The sequence below is a fragment of the Paraburkholderia silvatlantica genome, assembly GCF_003096715.1.
Lineage (GTDB): Bacteria > Pseudomonadota > Gammaproteobacteria > Burkholderiales > Burkholderiaceae > Paraburkholderia > Paraburkholderia silvatlantica.
In genome coordinates this window covers 1-22838 of the sequence record NZ_QEOL01000047.1, presented here as the reverse complement: position 1 = coordinate 22838, position 22838 = coordinate 1, and the positions used below count along the sequence as shown (strand labels likewise).

Below are 22838 nucleotides of genomic sequence, written 5' to 3'. Positions count from 1 at the left end.
GCCCGGAATTCCGCAGGGTATGGGGTACGATGCTTGCCCATTTCCGGCACCTCCTTCTCAAAAGAATAGGTGTCCGTTTTTCTGGGTCAATCTCACATGCCGTCGACCCGGAAGGCAACACTGTCGATTTCCTGCTGCGTGCACACCGGGACAAGGCTGCAGCACGGCGGTATTTCGAAAAGGCGATTGCCCAGAACTGCGTACCCGAGACGGTTACGATCGATAAGCGTGGAGCGAACCTGGCTGCTTTCAAGGACATCAAGGTAGTGAACCAAATAATTGGCTACGTTTATTTCGTCTATCGTTACTAGCACGCCCGATCGAAGCACAGGGCGGCTCCCACCTAAGCCCGGACGAGAGCAGGGCTGTCAGGGCAAGGTCGTAGACCTCGAAGAAGCCACCCACCGCGATCAGGGCAACCCACCCCCTAAGGCGCATTGATCCGTTCAGCGCGTCAATGCGCGCACCGGCCTGCGCAACTGCGACGGCATTCTCTGGATCATTGCGAACGGGCGCGCGACTTTCCCTGGTTCTTGCAGCCGTTATTGTCTTGTTCAATGTTGTCTCTTCCGGAGCCGACCTGTCAGTCTGGATTTCCTTGGGATCGACGATCGGCGGGGGATTTGATGGCGCGTGGTCACGGGGTCGTCGATCGTCATTTTAGTGCCCAAACGTCTGCATTGAAAATTGGTTGATTTGCAACAGGCAAGGTCGCTATCACCGGTGCTGACGGTTACATGCCGTTCATGGACCGCAGCAAGAACATAACCAAATCGGGCGGCGAATGGATTTCAATCCGTTGAACCGGGGAATATCGCGTCGCGCCATCCGGACATTGGTAGTGCCTCATGCATCGCCTGCGCAGGTTCCAAATGGGACGAGCGCCATGTACTTGTAGCACTTCGGCGACAGGGCACATCAGTCACAGCGCAACAGATCCTGAATCCTTCGAACGGAAAATTGCGAAGTGGTCGATGCCTGACGATGTGGTGTTCGTCGGAGATCCTCCTCACTGCGAATGGCAAGCTGCAGTAGGTTGCCTTGCGTGAACGCTTCCGGCACCTTCTCGGCGGCTGAGTTGGAGTTGTGCGGACTGCAGCCAGGTACGCTCGCCGTTGATAACGACCGGTCCCCATTGCAGTCAGACTGGAGTGCCTTGTCGAGGGTGAGGCGCAGCGGAGGGAATCTTTCGCCTCCGGTTGCTACCAGACTACAAAACTGCATGTGCCTCCTGCGGATTCATTGCGCGTTCCATCGGTACAATCTGCGCGACCCGAGACCTATAGCACGGTTGCGTAGAGCCGCGTTGTTCATAGTCGATTTCAATTCGGTAAGTAACTGGTAAGTCGAGCTCCGATAAAGTCAGCTCCACCCTGGTCACTGACTTATTGGGGAATGCAACCGAAGTGCCACCAGGAACAATACACGCACCGAGTTATGTTTTCTGTGCGGACGCGGCGGTGCTCTCGCACCCCTGGACCCGCAGGAGCGACCGTCAATGTCGCCTACGATGCATCCGAAATGAGTATTCCGACGTCGTGCAGCATTCCACCCGCGCTTCAACCTGGGAGCCGTCATGTTCAATCACTGGATTCGAAGTCTGTCGGCCCGGCTATGGGTGACGACCGTTGTCGCGCTCGCAGCCGCCCTGACCGTGCTTGCCGGGATGGTTATCCATGTTCTCGATCACTACCCGGAGCAGACTGTGGGTCGACTTGAAGAGATGGAGAGTCTCGCCAGGGTGATTGATTCAATCAGGTTCGACGACTCGGGCTTTCCCCGCGATGTGGAGCTTCCCGATCAGGAAGCATGGCTGTTTCAGGTTGCGCCAACCGAACTCAAATATCGTGTACTGGACGCGCAGGGTCACGTCCTGCTGGCATCGGCTGGAGCAAAAAAAGACGGTCCGTGGTTGACGGGCGACCTTTCTGCCGACGTTGGCAAGATAGCCCACGCGGACGTCGATGGACGGCGGTTTTCGATCGCGACGCGCAGGGTATTGCGGGGACAATCCGAGTTCTATGTGCAGACCGCGACGAGTGCCAGGTTCATAGACGTACTGGTCAGTTCAAAGGTCAAACCCATTCCGGCGACGGTCAGGGTCATTTTTTTTGTTGCAATTGCCATATTCGGCATTGTGCTGTTGTTTACGATCCGCCGCATGCTCAAGCCGTTGAGGGACGCGTCTGACGCGGCGGCGCAGATAACGCCGCGTCATCTGAAAACGCGCCTTTCGACCCATGGTGTGCCAAGTGAGATCAAGCCGTTGATCAATGCCTTCAACGAGGCGCTTGGACGGCTCGAGAACGGCTTTCTGGTTCAGCAGCAATTTCTTGCGGCTGCCGCGCATGAGTTTCAAACGCCGCTGACGTTGATCCGCGGGCAGATCGAGTTGCAGCCGGAGATCAAGGAAAGAGATCTTTTGTTCCGCGAAATCGACCTGATGTCGAGGCAGGTGCGACAGCTGCTACATCTGGCCGAAGTCAGCGAAGCACAGAATTTTGACTTCGGCGAAGTCAACATTGTCGACGTGGCGCAGGATGTCGTTGCGTATCTGGCTCGCAAGGCCGATGCAAAGCAGGTGACGTTACGTGTGGATGAGCGCGACACGGCACCGTCGATCTGGGCGGACAAAAGCGCGTTGTTCATCCTTCTCAAGAATATCGTCGAAAACGCGATCAACGCGTCCCCTGTCCACGGCATCGTGTTGTTGACGATTGACGGGATATCGATCGAGATTTCTGACGAAGGACCTGGCATCCGGAAGGATCATCTTCCGTTTCTGTTCAAGCGATTCTGGCGCGCGCCCGATGCAAGGCACGATGGCGCGGGGCTGGGATTGGCAATATGCAAGGAAATTGCAGCGGTGCACGATTGGCGCCTGACAGTGAGCTCACTTTCGATTGGGACGCGGTTCACTGTCTGGTTATGACCACGCTCTTTGTCGAACCGCTGGCTCCTCGCGCGATTCCTGTGATATGCACGGGCCGGATCGGTGACGTATTGCTGAGCACCCCTGCGGTACGTTCATTGAAGCTGCATTGGCCCGGCGCGCAAATCGACGTGCTGGTGTTCGATGGGACCGCTGGCGCACTGCAGAACAATCCAGATATCCGGCACGTGATTTCCGTGCCACGTCGTGCCACGATCAGTGAACGGTTTGCAACGATACGCCAGATCTGGTGCAGGTGGCGACTGAGGTAGCTCGCAGAAACTCCGTTTCGGTAATGCTGGCACATTGCATCATGTGCTGCCGAAGTCGATCGTGATGACAAATGGAGGCGTTTGCGCCGGGTCCAATCGGTGCAGTGGATTCATTTCCAGCACGAGTTTGCGTCTTGAGGCCAGACTGATCCGCGGCTGTGGCGCAGAAGGCACGCGTGAGCGGACGTATTTCCAAGATTCACGTTCAGCCTCAAACAACTCTAGTGAACTTCACCTGACATACAGCGAGGCTCCAATGAAAGCTGCTCTTCTCAACGCATTCGGTACTCCGCTCTCCATCGAAACATTACCCGATCCGGTTATTGGAACAGGCGAAGTCATCGTTGACGTCGTTGCGGCAGGAGTGGCGAGCTATGCACACGGCGTCTTCTCCGGCGCCCGGAATTACCTGCTGGAGCCTCCGCTCGTGCCGGGCGCTGGCGCTATAGGCCGGGTGCGTGCGGTGGGTCCGGATTCCACACGGCTCGCAGTTGGCGACTGGGTCTACTGTGACCCGACCATTCGCGCGCGTGACAATGCCATTAACCCGGACACGATTCTGCAAGGATGGACCGCACGTAATCCGGCGGCTCTTTCGCTGCATCGCTTCTATCACCACGGTTCCTTTGCGACGCAGATGCTGGTGCCGACCGAGAATGTCACGGCTATTGGCGATCTGGAAGAGCGCGATGCTGGGAAGTGGTGCGCGTTGAGCCAATTGCTGGTGCCGTTCGGCGGTCTGCTCGCTGGAGAGCTGCAGCCTGGCGATACTGTGCTTGTTAACGGGGAAACGGGGGGATTCGGCAGCGCCGGAGTCGTCGCGGCGCTCGCTATGGGTGCGGCAAAAGTTGTGGCCGCTGGTCGCAATCAGCAGAAGCTCGATGAACTGCCTCGTCAGCTCGGTCTGCGAGTGAGTTGCGTACGTGTGACAGGAGACGTAGACGATACACGACGAATCTGCGAACTCGCGGAAGGGGAGATAGACCTCGCGTTGGACATACTGCCCCGTGGGGCGTCCGCGTCACAGGTGCTGGCGGGCGCGAAGGCACTGAGGCGTGGTAGCCGCCTGGTGCTAATGGGTGGCGTCCGGAAGACCGGAGAGGACGAGCCTTCACTGCCATATGCCTGGCTTATGCACAATGAAGTCACGCTTCGAGGTCAATGGATGTACCCGCGTGTGGCGATCCCACAAATGGTTTCAATGATTCGTGCCGGGCTGGTCAGCCTGACGAAGTTCAACGTGACCGAATTTTCTTTGGACGATGCCAACGAAGCGGTTGCCTTCGCAGCCGATAATGCTGGTCCGCTCTCGCTGGTCGTGATAAGTCCTTGCAGGCGAAAATATACTGATGGCTAGTCGATCAGCACTCTTACCGTGCGCCGTTAGCCCGCGACGCCGCAGTGCCGCGACCTGCCACACTCGTCGCGTTTTCTCCGGGGCTGGACCATACCCGACACGGAGCGACGATGATCACAAACGAAGGTGTTGATCCACCCTCCACGCACGAAGGCATGGGACACACCGGTGCCATGTACCTCGCGGGCCAGAAACCGGAAAGTCCATTGCTCGCCCCCGCGGTGCACGCCGACCTGAGCTGCTTTCCGCCCATCTTGCTTCAGGTAGGCACGAACGAGCTTCTGCTCGACGACTCCGTGCGTCTCGCGGCACGCGCCCGCGACGCTGAAGTCGACGTGATCCTCGACGTCACCGCCGATGTGCCGCATGTCTTCCAGGCGTTCACCGGCATGCTCGACGAAGCCGACTACGCGCTCGACCGGGCAGCGCTTTTCATCGCGCAGCACCTTGCGAAGTGAGGTTGGTCGGTAAGCCCAGAGACGAGCGAGCCTCTCGCGACGATTGCCATAGACGGCAGGCCGGCCGGGGCGTCAACGTCGTCTCGGGACCAACGCGCAGGAGACTCCACCACTTCCTGCGTCTTCGCGTTCTCCTTCGAGCAGCCTGGCGACGCTCACCAGGTAAATTTAAAACACCAGTAGGCAATGAAGCGGTGATCGATCATCGACGCGTACCGTTCATTGCGTCGCTCCATCGTCAAAGGCGTTGCGTGCCTTTTCGACCGCATCCAGATTGTTGGCGGCCCAAACCCATACGCCGCAAAACGCTGCGCCCAAAGTGATTCCCAGGTCTGTAAGCTTGTACTCCACCTTCGGTGGCACGACCGGATACACAGTGCGCACGATTAGCCCGTCGCGCTCCATCGCGCGCAAGGTCTGGGTGAGCATCTTCTGACTGATACCTTCGACCCGTTCGCCGAGGCGGCTGAAACGCAGCGGCGAATCTTCCGCGAGGACGTCGAGAATCAACATCGTCCATTTGTCGGCAACGCGACCTATTAGATCCCTGACCAGGGAGCCAATCCGCGGATCGAGGTCAATCGGCGGTGTAAGGCTGGCGTAGTACTGCGCGGCTGCAACTTGTTCCTTGGTAAATGCCGGAACTCGCCCCATGTTCACACTCTCCGTTTGGTAAGTATCTGACTTTCGGGTGCCTTCTTCCTCTTTGAAAGTATGCACGTCAAACTACGTCCGTGCTCAAATCAACCGGAGATGACGGGTGAAACTGATTGGAAGGACCGTACTGATTACGGGGGGAAGCAGTGGAATAGGCCTCGAGCTGGCGAAGCAACTAATCGCGCGGGATAACAGCGTGATAGTCACCGGACGCAATCGTGACAGGCTGGAAGCCGCACGACAAGCCGTACCAGGTCTCCACACTTTCGAAAGCGACGTTAGTGATCCAGCGAGTATCGAGTTGCTTTTCCAAAAGGTGTCAGTCAGTTTTCCTCTGTTAGACACCCTTGTGAACAACGCGGGCGCGATGCGCAATATCAAGCTTGATCAGCAGTATCAATTGAACGATCTGACGGCCGAGATCAACGGGAATCTGAACGGCACCATTTGGATGGTCCAAACATTTCTTCCTCTACTCTTGCGTCGGAAGGGCAGCTTGATTGTGAATGTGTCGTCTGGCCTCGCGTTTGTTCCTTTTCCGGCGGCTCCCATCTACAGCGCGTCCAAAGCTGCGATCCACGCATATACACGGTGTCTGAGGGCGCAACTGGAAGGCTCCTTCGTGTCAATCGTCGAATTGGCCCCTCCCGCCACGGAGACACCGTTGTTCCGGGGCGAGTTCGCCGAGGAAATGAAAGGGGAGAAAGGTATGGACGTCAGTGTGCTCGTAAAACACACCATCGACGGTATCGAAACTGGGAAACAGGAAGTTCGTCCGGGCCTGAGCAATGTGCTGAAAATCGCCAGCCGCGTTGCGCCGCAATTCATGTTTCGGCAGATGGTGAAGCTCGGTCGTCCGCGATCGTCCGGCGTCTGAGAATGGAAATCTTAGGAAACGACAGAACTTTCCTCCGGCATGTGATCCGCGTCGGATATATGAAAAGCAGCTATGCGATTAGAAACATCGATTGTAAATGGGCGGGTGACGTCGTCCGACGGTACGTCAACCGGATACGAGTCATTTGGCGATGGACCCGGTGTCGTCCTTGTTCAGGGCGCGATGGGGACCGCACGGAATTACCATCAGCTCGCTCTCGCGATGTCCGACAAATTCACCGTCCATGTGCCGGATCGGCGCGGACGTGGATTGAGCCCGCGTCCGTACGACGCGCAACACTCGATTCAAAAAGATGTCGACGACATTCGCGTCCTTATCGAGCATACGGGCGCTCAATTCCTTTTTGGGTTAAGTTCCGGCGCGATGATAGTTCTTGAAAGCCTCCGAAGAGGCATACCGGTCGAACGCGCAGCAGTGTACGAGCCACCGTTCTATCTGGATGGGATGGCGACACACCTCGTCGCGCGCTTTAATACGCAGGTTGAACTCGAACGACTGGAAGACGCGCTCGCCACGGCGATGCGCATCGTCGGTTTGGGACCCCGGATTTTGCAGTTTATGCCACATCGGCTTCTTCGGCTCATTGCGGCACGCGCGTTGCGCGTCGATGATCGTCGGTCGACTTCGTATGCATCGTTAAGGGAGTTGATTCCCGCGATGCGTTACGACTTCAATGTTGTGTCAGGCATGAATCAGCATCTACACGATCTTCGCGCAGTGAGTACCCCAGTGCTACTGATCGGTGGAAGCAGGAGTCCGGACTATCTTAAGAAGGCACTCGTTGCATTGAGGGCGACATTACCTTATTGCGAATGTATCGAACTAGCTGGAGCCGACCACTCGTCGCCATGGAACGAAGATCTGAATGGAAAGCCAAAGCTGGTGGCGAGCATTCTGGTTGAATTTTTTGCGGCGATTCAGAGCGACAAGACTCCGTAGACAAAAGATGCTACCTTTGATCTGACTCTTTTCTCCGATAAGTTAAGTGATTGCCGCCTGCGAACTAAGGAAGGTCTGCACAACACGTTCTCGGAGCGCCGATCTTTTATCTCGTCGGGCGTATTGGCTGCAGAGCCTGCTATCAGGTTGGTCGTCCGACTTTTGAAGCATGATGGCTTTCGTTTGCCGAGACTCACGGCCTGATGCCCCCGGGCGTTTCACGCTTTGCTTAAAGCCTTACGCGCCATCCAGAGGTTACCCAGCGCAAACAGTGTCATGATCTGCGCGGTGTTCTTCATCAAACCTCGGTAGCGGGTCTTCGTATAACCAAACTGCTGCTTGAGCACGCGAAACGGATGTTCAACCTTGGCGCGCACGCCAGCCTTCAGGCGCTCAATCTGGTTGTATATCGCGTCCAGACGATTGGTCAGGTCCAGTTGTCGACGCTTACCCGGTCGCATCGCGACATGCCAGCGTACCGGGTTCGCCTGATAGCGCTTTTCGATACCCTGATATCCGGCGTCAGCGTACACATCCTTTTCCTGGCCGTGCAACAACGTTTCGGCCGCATTGATGTCGTGCACGTTGGCCGCCGTACCAATCACGGTGTGGACCAGACCCGACTCTGCGTCTACGCCGATGTGAGCTTTCATCCCGAAGTACCATTGATTCCCTTTCTTCGTCTGATGCATCTCCGGGTCCCGTTTGCCAGAGCCGTTCTTTGTCGAACTGGGTGCACTAATCAAGGTCGCGTCGACCGCTGACCCTGCCTTCAACATCAAGCCTTTTTCACTCAGGATCTCATTGACCAGGGCGAGCATCTGCGCGGCCAGACCATGCGTTTCGAGAAGGTGACGGAACCGCAGAATCGTGCTCTCGTCCGGCAAACGCGCCATACCGTCGTCCAGCCCCGCAAACTCACGGTACAGCGGTACGTCATAAAGTGCCTCTTCCATCGCCGGATCCGAAAGCCCAAACCACTGCTGCATGAAATGAATCTGCAGCATCGTCGCAACCGGAAACGGCGGCCTTCCAGTCTTACCCGTCGGATAGTGCGGTTCGATCAACGCAATCAACCTCGACCATGGCACGACGCGCCTCATCTCATCGAGAAATTCCCGCTTGCGCGTGCGTTTCGTCGAAAGATCCAGGCCAAGACCGAGCTGTGTCATGGAGGAACTCCTTCAATTCGCGTTCTTCCAGGATAGGCCAACCAGACTTCGACGCCAGGACTTTTGCAGACCGTCCCTAAGTCGTTGTGCCCCAACAGCGTAATGACGGTAATGAGCGTGCGCCATGAAGAGGTGGCGTTCCAGCGGGTACAAGCCCCAATGGAGTCGGCCTCCGGACACAGGTCATTTAAGGGGAAGACGCAGCGTCGCCGCGAGGCCGCCTTCTGCTCGCAGGCTCAGATCCAGCTTGCCTCCGTGCCAACGGATTATCCGCTCGGCAATCGCGAGGCCCAGTCCGGTACCGCCCGCCCTACCCGGTGAGGGAATACGCCGGAACGGCTGTTTGAGCAATGGCAGTTGCGCTTCTGGCACTCCCGGCCCCTCGTCTTCCACGCTGAGCACGACATACCCCGGCTCCGTCCATGTGCGCACGGCGAGGCCGATTCGACCATGAATGACTGCGTTGTGCATCAGATTCATCAGTACCCTCTGCATGCCGACCGGCCGGAATTTGACCACTGGCAATGGTGCCAGTGATGTCTGGAAGATGTATCCAAGGCCAACATAATCCGCTGCAAGCTGATCGACCAGCGCGTTGAGATCCCCTGGCACAACCGGCTCACTGTCCCGGCTTCGCGCGAAATCGATGAACTGTTCCACAATCACGTCAATCTCCGCGATGAAGTGTTCTGCGCTCGCAGATGGGGCCTCAAACGCCTCCGGCGCCGCAATCGCCATCCGCAGTTTTGTGAGCGGCGTGCGGATGTCGTGCGAAATGCCGGCAAGCATCTCCGTGCGCGTCGCGTCCATCTCCGCGAGTGACGCGACCATCTGGTTGAACGTGCTGGCTACGGTAATAAATTCGACCGGTCCGTCGACGGGCACCGGTTCAGGCCACCCACCATGTGTGACCGTTGTCGCCGCACGCGCGAGGCGTTGCAGTCGCACCACTGTGTACCGCTGGATGAGCCATGCGCCGAGTGCGGGGAATGCCGCGATCGTGAACAGTTGAGCAATTACACTCCAGGGTAGTTGGTGATTGATCTCGGCGGGGACTGGCAACATTATCCACTCAAGCTGGTCGTTGATCCGGAGCTGAATCCATATTTGGCGACTGTCTTTGCCGCCGTCCAAACTGACTCGCGTACCTGGTGGCAAATGTTGCGTGAGGGTTTGCAGGAACCGGTGAGCCGAAAAACTGTGCGTAAGCGTGTCCGTGTCTGCGGGCGGCGCCTGCTTGCCGCCGTTGGTGGCGACGAGCTCGCTGTACCGGATCTCGGGTGGGAGAACGCTTAGCAAGCGCGCGACCTGATTTGTCTGCGATGCAAACAGCGCCGCGGCCTCGTCGATGCGTGGGAGCTGGATGAAGGCGAAAAATATCGTGAAGGTAGAAATGTCGCTGGCGACGACGAGAAGCACGAGCAGCAGAAGGTTGCGTCCTAGCAGCGAGCTTGGCCACAATCTGCTCATGCATCAAACTCCGCGACAAGCATATATCCGACGCCCCATACCGTGCGGATACTGCTTGGAGACGATGCATCGATCTCAATAATCTGGCGGATTCGCCACACCTGCATATCGACGATGCGTCCGGACGCGTCGGAGTCCGGCCCTCTGGCTCGTTCAATCAGCTTCGCGCGGCTTACCGGGCGATTGGGCGTGAGCGCGAGTGCGCACAGCAGGCGCATTTCCGCGTTGCCGATCTCGACCTTGAGATTGTCATCACGATGTAGCGTCTGCCGTCCGACATCGAGCCTGAACGGACCGAAGCGCAGTACGGCTGTCTCGCTTCCCGGCATCGCTCCGTCGATTGCGTTTAACTGGCGCATCAACAGATCACGGCGGCGCAGTATTGCACGCACGCGCGCCAGCAACTCGTTCGGCAGAAATGGCTTCGTCAGATAATCGTCCGCGCCGAGCTCAAGGCCGATTACGCGGTCGACGGGATCACCGCGAGCAGTCAGCATCAGGATCGGCAGTGTTTCGCCCTGTGCGCGCAGCCGCTTGCATATCGACAGCCCATCCTCGTCCGGCATCATAACGTCGAGAATCAGCAGATCGTATGAGTGACGTTCGAGAGTCGTCGCGAGCTGCATGCCGTTGCGCACCGCACGCACTTCAAAGCCATGTGAGACGAGGTATCGCTGGAGCATGTTACGGATGACCGCTTCGTCGTCGAGAACGATAATGCGGCCTTGCCGGGTATCGGTGACCCTGGGAACGACATTTGGCATGATGTGGGCACTGCTGGCCGGTACGTTGCAAAGCCCGGATTCGGCGTCGATGGAAGCGTGGTTGCTGTGCGTGCCGGGGCTGCTAGTTCCCGCCGTGATAAGAGCCGCCACCATTGCCTCCACCATGATAAGAGCCGCCACCGTGATATGGGTAAGCGCCAGGATGACCACCGGAATACGCGTAACCGCCGTTATAGTGCCCACCGTGCACGGCAACCACCGCGACCCCTGCAGGCGCGACCACCGGCGCTGCGACCACTACGGGGCGGGGAGGCGGGGCATAAGCAGGCGCCGCCACCACCACCGCGGGAGGCGGTGGCACATAAGCCGGAACTACGGCAACGGGTGCGCCGACGGAAACGCCGACGGCTACGCCCGCAAATGCCGGGCAGGCAGCACAAACCAGTGCGGTAGCGGCGGTCGATAAGGTGAAGAATCGATTTTTCATGTGTACGGTCCTATGGGTTTATAGCCGCGTAAAAGTAATGCGCCACGGCAAAGACAGTGTAAAAACGCGTCGCGTTTAAGTCTGTTTAAAAGTTGTCTCAGATTGTCTCGTCCGCGGCCTCTCCTCAATAAGTGTCTGCAAACTGGGGATATCCGGATGGCCGAAATTTGCCGATGGCCTGATTCGGAAGTCGATGTCGAATTCCTGACTGGATGGTCGTCTCGGTGGAAGGTTCATGGGAAACTCAGCCTCTGTTTGCCGTCTGGAACGAACACGTGGTTGCGGCCACATACCGTTTGAACGAGCCTCGGGCGGCAGGCATCTCCGGAGGTGTATCAGCCCGATGAATTGTTCCCGGGTGCATGCGTGCAGCTACGCAGTGGCGAAGTTTCGACCAACGCGAACTCGCGCCCGGACAGTCTGAAAGAGCTGTCTTCGTGAGTTGGCGTGCGCACTAAGAGACCCAGCACGAAGCGACCGAAAACCACGCGTGCCTGCGTGTGAGGCTTCGTGGCAGGCGGTTGCCCCGTGCAGCGACCCAGCACAGACTGAATGCGCGCCAGCAGCTCGGGGGGATTCCAGGGTTTGCCGAGGTAATCGTTCGCACGGGGTTCGGTCCCACGATTCTGTCCTCTACGTCCACGCGGGCGGCCAGAATAACGACAACAATGTCATCGTCCGCTGCGCGCAGGTTACGTAGTGCCGTCAGGGCGCCGACGCCGGGCGTCATCACATCCAGCACAACGAGGTCGGGACGATTGCGCCTGAGCCGATGCTGTAAAGAACCCGCGTCGCGCAATATGGAGATCTCGAAGCTCTGGTTGGAGAGATAGCGGTTTGCCGGATCGCGCAGTCCGGCGTCAGCGTCGACGACAAGTATGCGAGTGGGCATGGGACGTGCAGCTCCGTTAGCACGGCTTCAACAGACCAATTAGTCTGGTTCGGGAGACCGGACAACTCCACGACGGCCATTCAATTGTCAGTTCGACAGGCTTACCCGACACTTACCGGCCCGATCCAAGTCGGTCGTCCGAGCCGGCATCACTGGTAAGTGAGCAGTAAGTCGAATGCTCGTAAAGTCGTGCCACTTTTCGCCCGATCTTAGGAATCGACTTGAAGGCAATTCCTTTCCTGCCATACGGCATGGCGCTGGCGACTGCGCTGACGACAATGCGCCGGACAATCATCCCCTATGCCATCCGTCAGCCTCTGCAGCGTTCCCGATGAAGCGGAGTCTTGCGACGAGCGTGCGCGCGCATTTCGTGCTGCTCGCTGTTTCCCTGCTGATCGCGGCCGTTCCCGGATGTGCTCTCTACGTGATGTTTGATCTGTTCGACGCAGGCGAACCCCCGACGAACGTTCGGGCCGCGTTAGTGCTGCTCGCGCTGGCGGTCACACTCGCGCTACGGTTGTTCGGCCTACGGGCGTTCCGGGCTGCCTATGCGACTGGTCATGTCCGGCTGCATGGCCCGGGCGAAGACGGGACATCGATCAAGCTCTACTGCGAGCATAGGTGGTTCGTTCAGCTGCATCTCGAACTGATGGGTTACGACGGTATCGACTGAGCGCGATACCTGGCGGCTGCATTGTAAAGAGAGAGGGAAGCGTGACATGAGGATGTCGTTTATCGATTCCACGGCGAGCCGCCGGGGTGTACCGCGGACAACACGGACCCTGCGGCTTGGCAGCTTGTTCGCTGCCACGCTATGCGTGGCAGCCTGCGCCGTCGGTCCCAACTATCACAAGCCAGTCCAGGACATCCCCGCTACCTTTAAGGAAGGCACGGACTGGCAGCGGGCTCAGGTGAACCTGCAGGGCGCCATTTCGAGTACCTGGTGGCTCGACTATCACGACGACACGCTGTCGGGCCTCGTGAATCAGGCGCTCAGGGCCAACCAGTCGATCGCCTCTGCGGAAGCCGCATACCGGCTCGCCAGGGCCACGATCGATGCCAATGTCGCGAGCCTCTTCCCGACAGTCGGGGTGGACGCCTCCGGATCGCGCTCGCGCACGGCCGCGGTCGGGAGCGTCACGGGCCAGCCGTACACGAGCAATCTCGCGAGTGTCAGCGCTTCCGCTAGCTGGGAGGTCGACCTGTGGGGCAGTGTCCGACGCCAGATCGAGTCGGCCAAAGCCAGCGCTCAGGCAAGCGACGCCCAGCTCGCCGGCGAACGCCTCTCGATCGCCGCCAGTGTCGCGGTGGACTATTTCTCGCTGCGTCAGGCCGATGTCGACATCGCTTCCCTGAAGCAGCAGCAGGGCATCGACGCCCGGATTCTGGAGATGGACCGCGCTGGCTTCGTACAGGGAACAGTGTCAAACGACGAAGTCCTCGACGCGCAGGACACGCTCGAACTCGTGATCGCTGACCTGCAAGCCACGGAGACTTCACGCGAGCAGGACGAGCATGCCATCGCAGTGCTGACCGGTACGTCGCCGGCCAGCTTCGCCCTGCCGCCGCAGCCCGGCTATGTCTTCGCGACGCCCGCCGTGCCACTGGGATTCCCGTCGCAACTTCTGGAGCGGCGCTATGACGTCGTGAGTGCGGAGCGCACGGCCGCCGCGGCCAACGCCAGGATCGGTGTAGCAAAGGCCGCGTTCTTCCCGACCCTCACGCTGTCGGCGCAAGGCGGCTTCGAGCATAACGCGCTGGCGAACCTGTTTTCGGTGCCGAACCGCTTCTGGACACTCGGACCGGATCTCGCCGCCACGATCTTCGATGGCGGCGCGCGCTCGGCGGCCGTCCACGAGGCCGAGGCCACCTACGACGAACAGGTCGCCATATATCGCGGAACCGTGCTCTCGGCCTTCCAGAGCGTTGAGGATAGCTTATCGTCTTACAAGCACCTGTGTGAGCAGGAGCAGGCGTACGCGAACATCTACGAGCGCAACCAGCGGCTCTTCTCCAGCCAGCAGGCCCAGACGCGGGCCGGCACGACAAGCGAACAGGCCCTGTTGACCCAGGAGATCACGTTGCTGCAGGCCGGGCAGAGCCTGAAAGATACGCAGGCGGCATTGACTGAGAGCAGCGTCACGCTGGTCAAGAATCTTGGCGGCGGATGGCAGTGGGATGACGCCAGGGGTGCGGCAGTCAGCATCAGTGCAAATGCTGCGCAGCAATCTGCGGATCAAAAATCGGGAGAGAGGTCGCAATGACAGATCGCCTTGTACATAGCCGCTTTGGGGGGCGAAGCGTCGAGTCCAGCGATAGCCGGTTGCGTCGGGAATCGGGAAAAATTGGAGTCTTCGTGAAGTCACTAGTGTTGCTGTGCGTTGCCCTTTTCATACTGTCAGCGCTTTCCGGCTGCGGAAAATCCAGTCGCAGCTTGGCACCTCCGCCGCCGCAGGTCGGCGTGATCACCGTCCAACCGCAGAGCGTTGCCCTGACGCGCGATCTGGTCGGACGTCTTGCGCCGTATCTCAGCGCCAACGTCACGGCGCGCGTGTCCGGTGTCCTGACCAAACGGGTCTATAAGGAAGGTAGCGACGTCAAGGCCGGCCAGGTACTCTTCGAGATCGATCCTGCGTACTATCAGGCGCAGCTCAACAACGACCTCGGCATCCTCGGCGAAGATCAGGCGACCTGGATGAACGACAAGGTCAACGCGGCGCGTTATCACAAGCTGCTGCCGGTCGGCTCCGTGTCGCAACAGACAGTCGACAACGCCGATGCGACAGTGCGCAGTGACGCGGCTAAAGTCAAGGCCGATGAGGCGATGGTGGAAAGCGCGAAGGTAAATCTCGGCTATACCAAGGTGACCTCGCCGATCGGCGGCATTGCCGGTCAGCAGCAGGTGACCGTCGGCGCCGTCGTGGGTAGCAGTACCGCCGATGCCGGCTCCGGCGGCACCTTGCTTACCACCGTGAACGACATCGATCAGCTCTACGTGAACTTCACCATGAGCGCGGCGGATCTGCTGATGCTGCGAGAAGCAAGTGCCCGCGGCGACGTCGCGCTCTCCCAGCCAGACATGACGACCGCGCAGATCACTCTGCCCGACGGCAGCGCGTACGCTCAACTGGGCACCCTCGACTTTTCCGACGTCTCCGTGAATGCCACTACGGGTGCCGTCAATCTGCGTGCACTGGTACCAAACCCGCAGCGCACGTTGCTCCCGGGCATGTATGTGACATTGAAACTGACATTGGGCCAGCAGCGCAACGTGTTCCTGGTGCCACAGGAGTCGCTTCAGCGCGACACCGTAGGCGCTTATGTATTCGTTACCGATGCAAGCGGCAAGGTGGCGCGCGAGGATGTGGCCGTCAACGACAGCTTCGGGACCAACTGGATCATCAACAGAGGCCTTACGGCCGGCGATCAGGTGATCGTCTCTGGTCTGCAAGGCCTGCACGAGGGCGATCCTGTCAAGTCTCATCTATGGCATGCGCCGTCGGTGGCCGCGCCGCAAGACAGATCAGCATTGGCTGCAGGTAGCCGGACTGCCGTCAACGCACACTAAGGAAGCTGTCCCATGCCTCGATTTTTTATCGATCGCCCCGTCTTCGCGTGGGTGATCCCGATCCTGATCTGTATCATCGGCGTGATTTCGATGTTGCATCTTGGTATCGATTCGTATCCGGATGTCGCGCCGCCCGAAGTCACCATTACCGCCACGTATCCTGGTGCGAACGCCGCGACCATGGAATCGACCGTCACCCAGGTGATCGAGCAACAGCTCACAGGCATCGACAACCTGCTGTATTTCAGCTCCGCGTCCAACTCCAACGGCACCGTCACGATCACGTTGAGTTTCGAGACCGGCACCAATCCGGATATCGCGGAAGTGCAGGTGCAGAACAAGGTCAATCTGGCCCAGCCGCTGCTGCCTGCACAGGTGACACAGCAGGGTGTCGTCGTCGCTAAGGCGAGTCCCGACATTCTGATGTTCCTCTCGCTGCAGTCGAGCAACCCCGCTATCGACGCGGCGCGCCTGAACGACATCATTGCGTCGCAGATCCAGCCAGTGATCGCACGGGTCAATGGCGTGGGTAACACGTTGTCGCTGGGCTCGGAATACGCAGTGCGCATCTGGCTGAATCCGGACAAGTTGCAAGGGTATGGTCTGTCGACCACCCAGGTTCTCAATGCGGTAAGCGCGCAGAACGCGCAGTTCGCCACGGGCTCGCTCGGGGCCGATCCGGCCGTGAAGGGGCAGGTGTTTACTGCTTCGGTATCCGGTGACACGCTCTTCTCTTCGCTGAAGCAGTTTCGCGACATCATCCTGTTGACCAACAGCAACGGCACCGTGGTCAGGTTAAGCGATGTTGCACGCATCACTTTCGGTGCGCAAAGCTACGGCTCGGCCTCTGTCTATAAGGGAAAAGCGGCAGGCGGATTGGGTGTCTATCTGCTGCCGGGCGCCAATGCGCTTGCGGTGGCCAAAGAGGTGAAGGCCGAAATGGCTATCCTCGCCAAGGATCTTCCGGCTGGCGTAACCTGGAATGTGCCTTATGACACGACGCCGTTTATTTCGGCTTCGATCGCCGATGTGGTGCGCACGCTGCTGGAGGCGATTGCGCTCGTCTTTGTGGTGATGCTGATCTTCCTGCAGAACCTGCGCGCCACCATTATTCCGACGCTCGTGATCCCTGTGGCGCTGCTGGGTACCTTTATCGGCCTCTCGGTGCTGCACTTCACACTCAATCAGCTGACCCTGTTCGGGATGGTGCTGGCAATCGGCATTGTGGTGGATGATGCGATTGTCGTGATCGAGAACGTCGAGCGCATCATGAGCGAGGAACATCTCGAACCCAAAGAGGCTACGCGCAAGGCGATGGGGCAGATTACCGGTGCCATTCTCGCGATTACCGTGGTGTTGGCCGCCGTGTTCATTCCGTCGGCGTTACAGCCGGGTGCCACCGGCATCATCTACGCTCAGTTTGCGTTGACTATTGCGGTTTCGATGTTGGTGTCGGCGTTCCTTGCCATGTCGTTCACGCCGGCGCTCTGCGCGGCGATTCTCAAGCCGACGCACGAAGCGAAAAAGAACTTCATTTTCCGCTGGTTCGACAAGGGGCTTGCTGGGATCAACGAGCGTTACACGCGCCAGATCGGCGGTGCGGTACGTCACGCGCCGCGCTGGATGGTGGTGTTTGTATTGCTCTCCGTGCTGGCTGGGTTTCTGTATGTGCATCTGCCGACCAGCTTCGTGCCGGATGAGGATCAGGGTTTCATACTTGCACTCGTCAATCTGCCAACTGGCGCCACGCTCCAGCGCACCGAAGAAATCATGGACGAGATGTCGGACAGGCTCAAACATAGCCCGATTGGCAGCGACATCGCTGGTGTTTACCAGGTGGAGGGCTACAGCTTCGTGGGCAGTAGCGAAAACGTGGGGATGGCGTTTATCCAGTTGACCGACTGGGACAAGCGCTCCGAGAGCGCGATGCAGCTCATTCCGCAGGCGAACCGCATATTGCATGGACTCCAGGACGCGCGCGTCTTCGTCGTCGATCTTCCCACCATCCGCGGATTGAGCCAGTTCGGCGGAATCGACATGTACCTGCAAGCTCGTGCAGGTCAGTCGCGCGCGGAACTGGCGCAGGCCGGACGCGTTCTGCTTGGTAATGCCGCAAAAAATACGACGCTGTATGGCATTCGGCCCAATTCGCTTCCCGATGCACAGCAACTGGAGATGTCCGTCGATCGCGTGCAGGCGCAAGCAATGGGGCTCTCCCTGACCGATGTCTATAACGCGATCCAGATGGAGCTGGCTCCGTACTATGTGAATCAGTTCACCTATGCGGGTCGTGTCAAGCGCGTGTATTTGCAGGCCGACGCACCGTACCGGATGGGGATCGACGCGTTCCAGCATATCTACACGCCCAGCGGGATCAGCAGCGCGTCAACCGGTGCCACCAGTACTTCGGGCGAAACCACCAACACCAGCGGGTACCTGACCCAGGTCAACCCGACGGCGACCAATAGTTCGCTGAGTCCGTACAACATGGTTCCGTTGTCGAGCGTGGTGAAAACACATTGGGATGTTGGTCCCGTCGCATTGCCGCGTTATAACGGGTATTCGGCCATTGAGATTGTGGGCAATCCCGCGCCTGGCTATTCGACCGGGCAGGCCATGCAGGCACTGCAGCATATTGTCGATACTCAGCTGCCACCGGGCTTCGCCGCGGACTGGACCGGTCAGTCCTATCAGGAAGTTCTCTCTGGCAATTCGGCGACATTGCTGATGATTCTGTCGATCGTCGTGGTATTCCTGTGCCTCGCGGCGCTCTATGAGAGCTGGTCGATACCGGTGGCCGTTCTGCTCGTGGTTCCGCTCGGTATGCTCGGGATGCTAACCTTCTGTCTGCTACGTGGCATTCCAAATGACATTTACTTCAAGATTGGTCTGGTGACCGTGATTGGTCTTGCGGCAAAGAATGCGATTCTCATTGTCGAATTCGCCGTCGATGGGCAGGCCAGGGGCATGACTTTATACGACGCTGTGTTGGCGGCCGGAAAGTTGCGGCTGCGCCCGATCCTGATGACATCGATGGCCTTCATCCTCGGGGTTTTCCCACTCGTGATTTCTACCGGAGCGGGAGCGTCATCCCGGCACGAAATCGGTACAGGGGTAATAGGCGGGATGTTGTTCGCGACCGTCCTCGGTTTGCTGCTGATCCCTGTGTTCTACGTGGCGGTGCGGCGTATTCTCGGGGACAAGCTCGGTGAGATCCCTAACAAGTTGCCGTATGGTGGCAACGACCGGATAGACATCGGCGCATGACCTGGGGCTAGGCGAACGTCAATTGCCGGCACCAACGAAGAGCGAAAACGTGGGCCGCTGTCGCTCCTTCAACGGCTCATGCCAATTGACGGTGGTTCTCACACCAATCATATCGCCTTGGCATGGATCGCGGACTCGTTTAACGGAGAGAGCAATGACGAAAAACTGGCTGATTACAGGTGCTTCGAGCGGGCTCGGGCGCGGACTAACCGAGCGCTTGCTGGCGCGCGGCGACGCTGTGGTGGCGACGCTGCGCAAACCCGGCGCGCTTGATGATCTGAAGACGCAACACGGCGAGCGCCTGAAAATCGTCGCGTGCGATGTGACCGATTCCGATGCGATCCGGGCCGCGGTCGCAGATGCTTTCGCGGCCCGCGAACGGATCGACGTCGTCGTCAGCAATGCGGGTTACGGCTTGTTCGGCGCGGCGGAGGAATTGAGCGACGCGCAGATCGAACGGCAAATCGCCACCAACCTGACCGGCTCGATCCAACTGATTCGCGCCGCCATCGCGCGTTTGCGTTTGCAGGGCGGCGGACGCATCGTGCAGGTGTCGTCGGAAGGGGGGCAGATCACCTATCCAGGTTTCAGCGCCTATCACGCGACGAAGTGGGGCATCGAGGGCTTCGTCGAAGCCGTCACGCAGGAGGTGGCAGCGTTCGGCATCGACTTCGTGATCGTGGAGCCAGGGCCGACGCGCACCAACTTCGGTGCGGGACTGGATCGAGCGGCGCCGCTCGACGCGTACGACAGCACGCCGGTGCGCGAACTGCGGCGCACGATCGACGCGGGTTATTTCGAATTGGCCGATGCCGGCAAAACGGTCGATACGCTGCTTGCAGCGATCGACAGTCCGTCTCCGCCGTTCCGGGTAGTGCTCGGAAGGTCGGCTTACGAGTCGGTCCGCGCCGCGTTGACCAAACGCCTCGCCGTGCTGGAGCTGCAGAAGACGGTCGCGCTTTCCGTGATGGAGCGCGCATAACGAGCGCGCAAGATCTGGTCATGAATTTTGATCGACAACAGTTGGAGGCATTTTCCGCCATTGTGGAGACGCGGCATTTCGGACGTGCCGCCATGTTGTTGAATATCACTCGTGGTGCGGTGTCTCTCAGGCTCAAGGCACTTGAGGAGGAGTTCGGTACTCCACTGGTTGTACGAGATGGAAATGTCCCCACGCCAGCAGGCGAGGTCCTGCTGCGGCATATCCGTGTGCTCAAGATACTCGAGGCGGAAACGCAGCAGCAGATTAAACCAATGGACGGCATGCACCCACGCGTGGCTATCGCTGTGAATGCGGATTCCCTCGCAACGTGGTTCGAGGCTGTCGCCTGGAAAATCGCGGAAAGAAACGTAGCTCTCGAACTGATCGTTGACGATCAGGATTACACGCTACCACTCCTGACCAAGGGAGAGGCGATGGGTTGTGTTTCGACCTCCGGCAATCCCCCGACTGGGTTTCTCGCTGAACCCATTGGCATGATGGAGTATGAGTGTGTAGCGAACGTTGAGTTCGCCGCAAAGTTTTTCCCGCAAGGCCTGGGGTTGCATGGCGTCCTTGCCGCGCCTGCCGTGCTCTATAACCGGAAGGATGGATTGCACGCGCAGTTTCTCGAACGACTTCTGGAACTTGAGGTAAGAAACTACGCGACGCATTACTTTCCGTCGCCGTCGGCATTGCTGGCTGCGATCGAGAAGGGGATAGGGTATGGACTCGTTCCCTGCCTGCAAGCCAGGTCGCTAATCGAAGCGGGTAAGCTGGTGCGCCTCGCGCCCCAGCATAAGGTGGAAGTCAACCTCTATTGGCATCACTGGGAAACTGCCCCGCCGAATGCCCAGGCGATCAGCGAACTTGTGGTGCGTTATGCGCGCCGGGACTTCAATGGTTGGAATGTATAGATCAATCGGTCCGTCCGAGTCCTCGGCTTTCAATTTGAGAAGTTCGGATTGGGTGAGCTGGTAGAGTGGACCAAAGGTGGACGCCGGGATTACGGTTCCCGGGGCATAATGCTGGGTTGAAAGATCGACGGTAAAGCTTGCTGGCGCAGCGAGATGAATCTCGGCGCGTTGCTTGGCCTTCGCGAAAACGAGGTTGTAGGCGATGCAAGGTAAGCTTCCGGCATTGAGCTTTAAACCAAAGCCACCGACACGTTCGCCTCGAAATATATCAACCCCATTCACTTGTTCCCAAACTGGCTTCGTGAGATCAACAACAGGAAGAAAGTATGCCGTGAACACATAGCCTTGGCCCTCGCGTCGGAAACTCGACAGGTTGTGAACGCGACAGGCATCGATATGGCGAAGTTTTCCCAGTTGGTCTTCACCCAGTTGGTCTTCAACTGGAGTGGTCTTTTTTGCCGGCATGTGCTGGATCCTCTGTTAACGCACCCGACAGGTGGCTGGCTACCGGTGTCCGGCCCCCGAATTTGCGGGTTGAGCTACACAGGTCCGATATCATCTCGCGTGCAGCATAAGGGACGCCGGGGGGGCCATTCCATGGTGCCATGTCGGTACACTGCTTCCGATCTGATTATGGGCATCCCACGGAAAACCTGAAGGTCTCGATTGACGAGCTGTGATCCCGCTTCGACCTCTTTGTTGACCGGTGTTCAGCGGGCGGGTGCAGATGCCGCGTGGCGAACGCGGGCATGGGCGGTGACATCGTCGACCTAGATATACCTGCGGACCGCAAGCGAATTGCAGCGGATCTTTACATCATTCGGCACTGGCAAACCGCTACACTAAATTCGATGCGTGCGTGCGTGACTGACGAGGTCGATCTCTATGGGGTGCGGGACCGAGCAGCGCCCTGGCCGCGCACTGGTGATTCACCATTCCGACAGGGGCAATACGCCAGCATTCGCTACAGCGGGCCGCTGGCCAAAGTGAGCATCGAGCCGTCAATCGGCAACCGGGGCGATATCTATGACATCGCGCTGGCCGAAACAATCGACGGCGTGTACAAGGCAGACAGATTCATCGTCTCGCGTCGTGAAAAACATGTGAGTCTGCCGACCTTGGAGTAGGTGTCGTGGTTCAACCGAACCGAGCGCGTGCAGGGTCGTCCGCTTGTTGGCTTCGATAATTCGGCGAATTTATGTTCGATGTGCCTTCAGCTGTGTTGGCGCTGAGGCGTGATGATGCGCTCGATGGTGTCACCGATGCCGTTCGATCGGTGCTGCTGAGTCTGCAGGCGGCATAACTTAGCGCGATTCGCGCAAACCGCTGCGGTGCGTCGTGGGCACGTGCAGAACTTCGCGCTGTCATGGAATCGTTCGCGCCGCCCGATTTGGGGATACCTTCGCGGCGCGGTTGCGCAACATTTTCCTGTCGAGCGGTCACGAACATTCCCCTACCAAAAGTTGGGGCGTGCGTTGTATCCTTTCTGCGCGAAAACGCGACCGCAGTGTGGCTTTTTCAAGCTTTGTGAGGATCGCGTTGGTATTTGGCTGACGGCATCGATGACGGTATCGCCACATAAGTCTCATACTGATGTCGGATATTCGCGATGATTAAACGACAATGCGCTTTGAATGCTCCGATGTATTCTGTCCAAAGCTGGCAACTGCCGACTGGGTTTTTCGGCACCGCTGGCGGTATCGTCGCCACCCTCCCGGAGGGAGCGCCTGTCAACACAAAGGTTTCGGTCACCGATTGACAATCGAGTGGGGTGTGCCAAGAACGCGAGCGTCAGATGACCGATGCTTGCGGTGCTTTACCAGAGATGAAGGAAGGGCCCTTCGGAGT

General features: G+C 58.7%; 15 protein-coding genes and 3 pseudogenes. 13 read left to right on the top strand and 5 right to left on the bottom strand.

All coding sequences use genetic code 11. The annotated features are described in order from the left end of the window. Window positions 1–98: 98 nt before the first annotated feature. From C7411_RS36020 to C7411_RS36000, 4 genes and pseudogenes are all read left to right on the top strand, one after another. A pseudogene (locus tag C7411_RS36020) lies at window positions 99–260 on the top strand (DDE-type integrase/transposase/recombinase); the annotation flags it as partial. 1316 nt (window positions 261–1576) lie between these two features. Then, window positions 1577–2932, top strand: a complete 1356-nt coding sequence (locus tag C7411_RS36010) for a sensor histidine kinase (RefSeq protein ID WP_110388926.1) — start codon at window positions 1577–1579, stop codon at window positions 2930–2932. 528 nt (window positions 2933–3460) lie between these two features. After that, entirely contained in the window at window positions 3461–4561 is a 1101-nt protein-coding gene (locus C7411_RS36005) for an alcohol dehydrogenase catalytic domain-containing protein (RefSeq protein ID WP_110388925.1), read from the top strand. 38 nt (window positions 4562–4599) lie between these two features. Then, window positions 4600–5019 (top strand): annotated as a pseudogene (locus C7411_RS36000) (alpha/beta hydrolase fold domain-containing protein); the annotation flags it as partial. Between the two features lie 219 nt (window positions 5020–5238). Here C7411_RS36000 and C7411_RS35995 read toward each other — a convergent pair. Then, complete coding sequence (locus tag C7411_RS35995) at window positions 5239–5739, bottom strand: winged helix-turn-helix transcriptional regulator (protein ID WP_243413472.1); 501 nt, start codon at window positions 5737–5739, stop codon at window positions 5239–5241. Window positions 5740–5779: 40 nt separating this feature from the next. Here C7411_RS35995 and C7411_RS35990 point away from each other — a divergent pair, with 40 nt between their 5' ends. Beyond that, window positions 5780–6553: an SDR family oxidoreductase gene (locus tag C7411_RS35990; RefSeq protein ID WP_110388922.1), complete on the top strand. Its 774-nt coding sequence runs from the start codon at window positions 5780–5782 to the stop codon at window positions 6551–6553. A 72-nt stretch (window positions 6554–6625) separates the two neighbouring features. After that, complete coding sequence (locus C7411_RS35985; protein WP_110388921.1) at window positions 6626–7513, top strand: alpha/beta fold hydrolase; 888 nt, start codon at window positions 6626–6628, stop codon at window positions 7511–7513. A gap of 218 nt (window positions 7514–7731) precedes the next feature. On the opposite strand, the gene C7411_RS35980 is transcribed toward C7411_RS35985, so the two are convergent. From C7411_RS35980 to C7411_RS35960, 4 genes and pseudogenes are all read right to left on the bottom strand, one after another. Then, window positions 7732–8685 carry an IS5 family transposase gene (locus tag C7411_RS35980; RefSeq protein WP_110388920.1) on the bottom strand — a complete coding sequence of 318 codons (954 nt, stop codon included), beginning with the start codon at window positions 8683–8685 and terminating at the stop codon, window positions 7732–7734. A gap of 183 nt (window positions 8686–8868) precedes the next feature. After that, complete coding sequence (locus C7411_RS35975) at window positions 8869–10155, bottom strand: ATP-binding protein (RefSeq protein ID WP_110388919.1); 1287 nt, start codon at window positions 10153–10155, stop codon at window positions 8869–8871. Continuing rightward, window positions 10152–10919 (bottom strand): response regulator, encoded by a 768-nt coding sequence (locus tag C7411_RS35970; protein WP_110388918.1) that lies wholly within the window; start codon window positions 10917–10919, stop codon window positions 10152–10154. Before C7411_RS35970 ends, C7411_RS35975 begins: the two co-directional genes overlap by 4 nt. Window positions 10920–11600: 681 nt before the next feature. Then, window positions 11601–12259 (bottom strand): annotated as a pseudogene (locus tag C7411_RS35960) (response regulator). Window positions 12260–12590: 331 nt separating this feature from the next. On the opposite strand from C7411_RS35960, the gene C7411_RS35955 reads away from it, so the two are divergent. The 7 genes from C7411_RS35955 to C7411_RS39090 all read left to right on the top strand — a co-directional run bounded on the left by C7411_RS35955 (window position 12591) and on the right by C7411_RS39090 (window position 22117). Further along, entirely contained in the window at window positions 12591–12932 is a 342-nt protein-coding gene (locus tag C7411_RS35955) for a hypothetical protein (RefSeq protein ID WP_110388916.1), read from the top strand. A gap of 46 nt (window positions 12933–12978) precedes the next feature. Further along, entirely contained in the window at window positions 12979–14523 is a 1545-nt protein-coding gene (locus C7411_RS35950) for an efflux transporter outer membrane subunit (protein ID WP_110388915.1), read from the top strand. 92 nt (window positions 14524–14615) lie between these two features. Further along, window positions 14616–15827, top strand: a complete 1212-nt coding sequence (locus C7411_RS35945) for an efflux RND transporter periplasmic adaptor subunit (RefSeq protein WP_110388914.1) — start codon at window positions 14616–14618, stop codon at window positions 15825–15827. 12 nt (window positions 15828–15839) lie between these two features. After that, window positions 15840–19094, top strand: coding sequence for an efflux RND transporter permease subunit (locus C7411_RS35940; RefSeq protein ID WP_110388913.1), 3255 nt, complete (start codon window positions 15840–15842; stop codon window positions 19092–19094). A 154-nt stretch (window positions 19095–19248) separates the two neighbouring features. Beyond that, a complete protein-coding gene (locus C7411_RS35935; protein ID WP_110388912.1) occupies window positions 19249–20076 on the top strand; it encodes an SDR family oxidoreductase in 828 nt (275 codons plus the stop codon). Window positions 20077–20096: 20 nt separating this feature from the next. Then, entirely contained in the window at window positions 20097–20990 is an 894-nt protein-coding gene (locus C7411_RS35930) for an HTH-type transcriptional regulator ArgP (RefSeq protein ID WP_110388911.1), read from the top strand. Window positions 20991–21739: 749 nt separating this feature from the next. Then, entirely contained in the window at window positions 21740–22117 is a 378-nt protein-coding gene (locus C7411_RS39090) for a hypothetical protein (protein WP_110388910.1), read from the top strand. The last annotated feature ends 721 nt before the right edge of the window (window positions 22118–22838 follow it).

What these genes read in the sequence shown, in the direction of transcription:
- C7411_RS36010 (WP_110388926.1), top strand. Translation starts at nt 1,577, where the DNA reads ATGTTCAATCACTGGATTCGAAGTCTGTCGGCCCGGCTATGGGTGACG.
- C7411_RS36005 (WP_110388925.1), top strand. Translation starts at nt 3,461, where the DNA reads ATGAAAGCTGCTCTTCTCAACGCATTCGGTACTCCGCTCTCCATCGAA.
- C7411_RS35985 (WP_110388921.1), top strand. Translation starts at nt 6,626, where the DNA reads ATGCGATTAGAAACATCGATTGTAAATGGGCGGGTGACGTCGTCCGAC.
- C7411_RS35980 (WP_110388920.1), bottom strand. Translation starts at nt 8,685, where the DNA reads ATGACACAGCTCGGTCTTGGCCTGGATCTTTCGACGAAACGCACGCGC.
- C7411_RS35975 (WP_110388919.1), bottom strand. Translation starts at nt 10,155, where the DNA reads ATGAGCAGATTGTGGCCAAGCTCGCTGCTAGGACGCAACCTTCTGCTG.
- C7411_RS35970 (WP_110388918.1), bottom strand. Translation starts at nt 10,919, where the DNA reads ATGCCAAATGTCGTTCCCAGGGTCACCGATACCCGGCAAGGCCGCATT.
- C7411_RS35955 (WP_110388916.1), top strand. Translation starts at nt 12,591, where the DNA reads ATGAAGCGGAGTCTTGCGACGAGCGTGCGCGCGCATTTCGTGCTGCTC.
- C7411_RS35950 (WP_110388915.1), top strand. Translation starts at nt 12,979, where the DNA reads ATGAGGATGTCGTTTATCGATTCCACGGCGAGCCGCCGGGGTGTACCG.
- C7411_RS35940 (WP_110388913.1), top strand. Translation starts at nt 15,840, where the DNA reads ATGCCTCGATTTTTTATCGATCGCCCCGTCTTCGCGTGGGTGATCCCG.
- C7411_RS35935 (WP_110388912.1), top strand. Translation starts at nt 19,249, where the DNA reads ATGACGAAAAACTGGCTGATTACAGGTGCTTCGAGCGGGCTCGGGCGC.
- C7411_RS35930 (WP_110388911.1), top strand. Translation starts at nt 20,097, where the DNA reads ATGAATTTTGATCGACAACAGTTGGAGGCATTTTCCGCCATTGTGGAG.
- C7411_RS39090 (WP_110388910.1), top strand. Translation starts at nt 21,740, where the DNA reads ATGGGCGGTGACATCGTCGACCTAGATATACCTGCGGACCGCAAGCGA.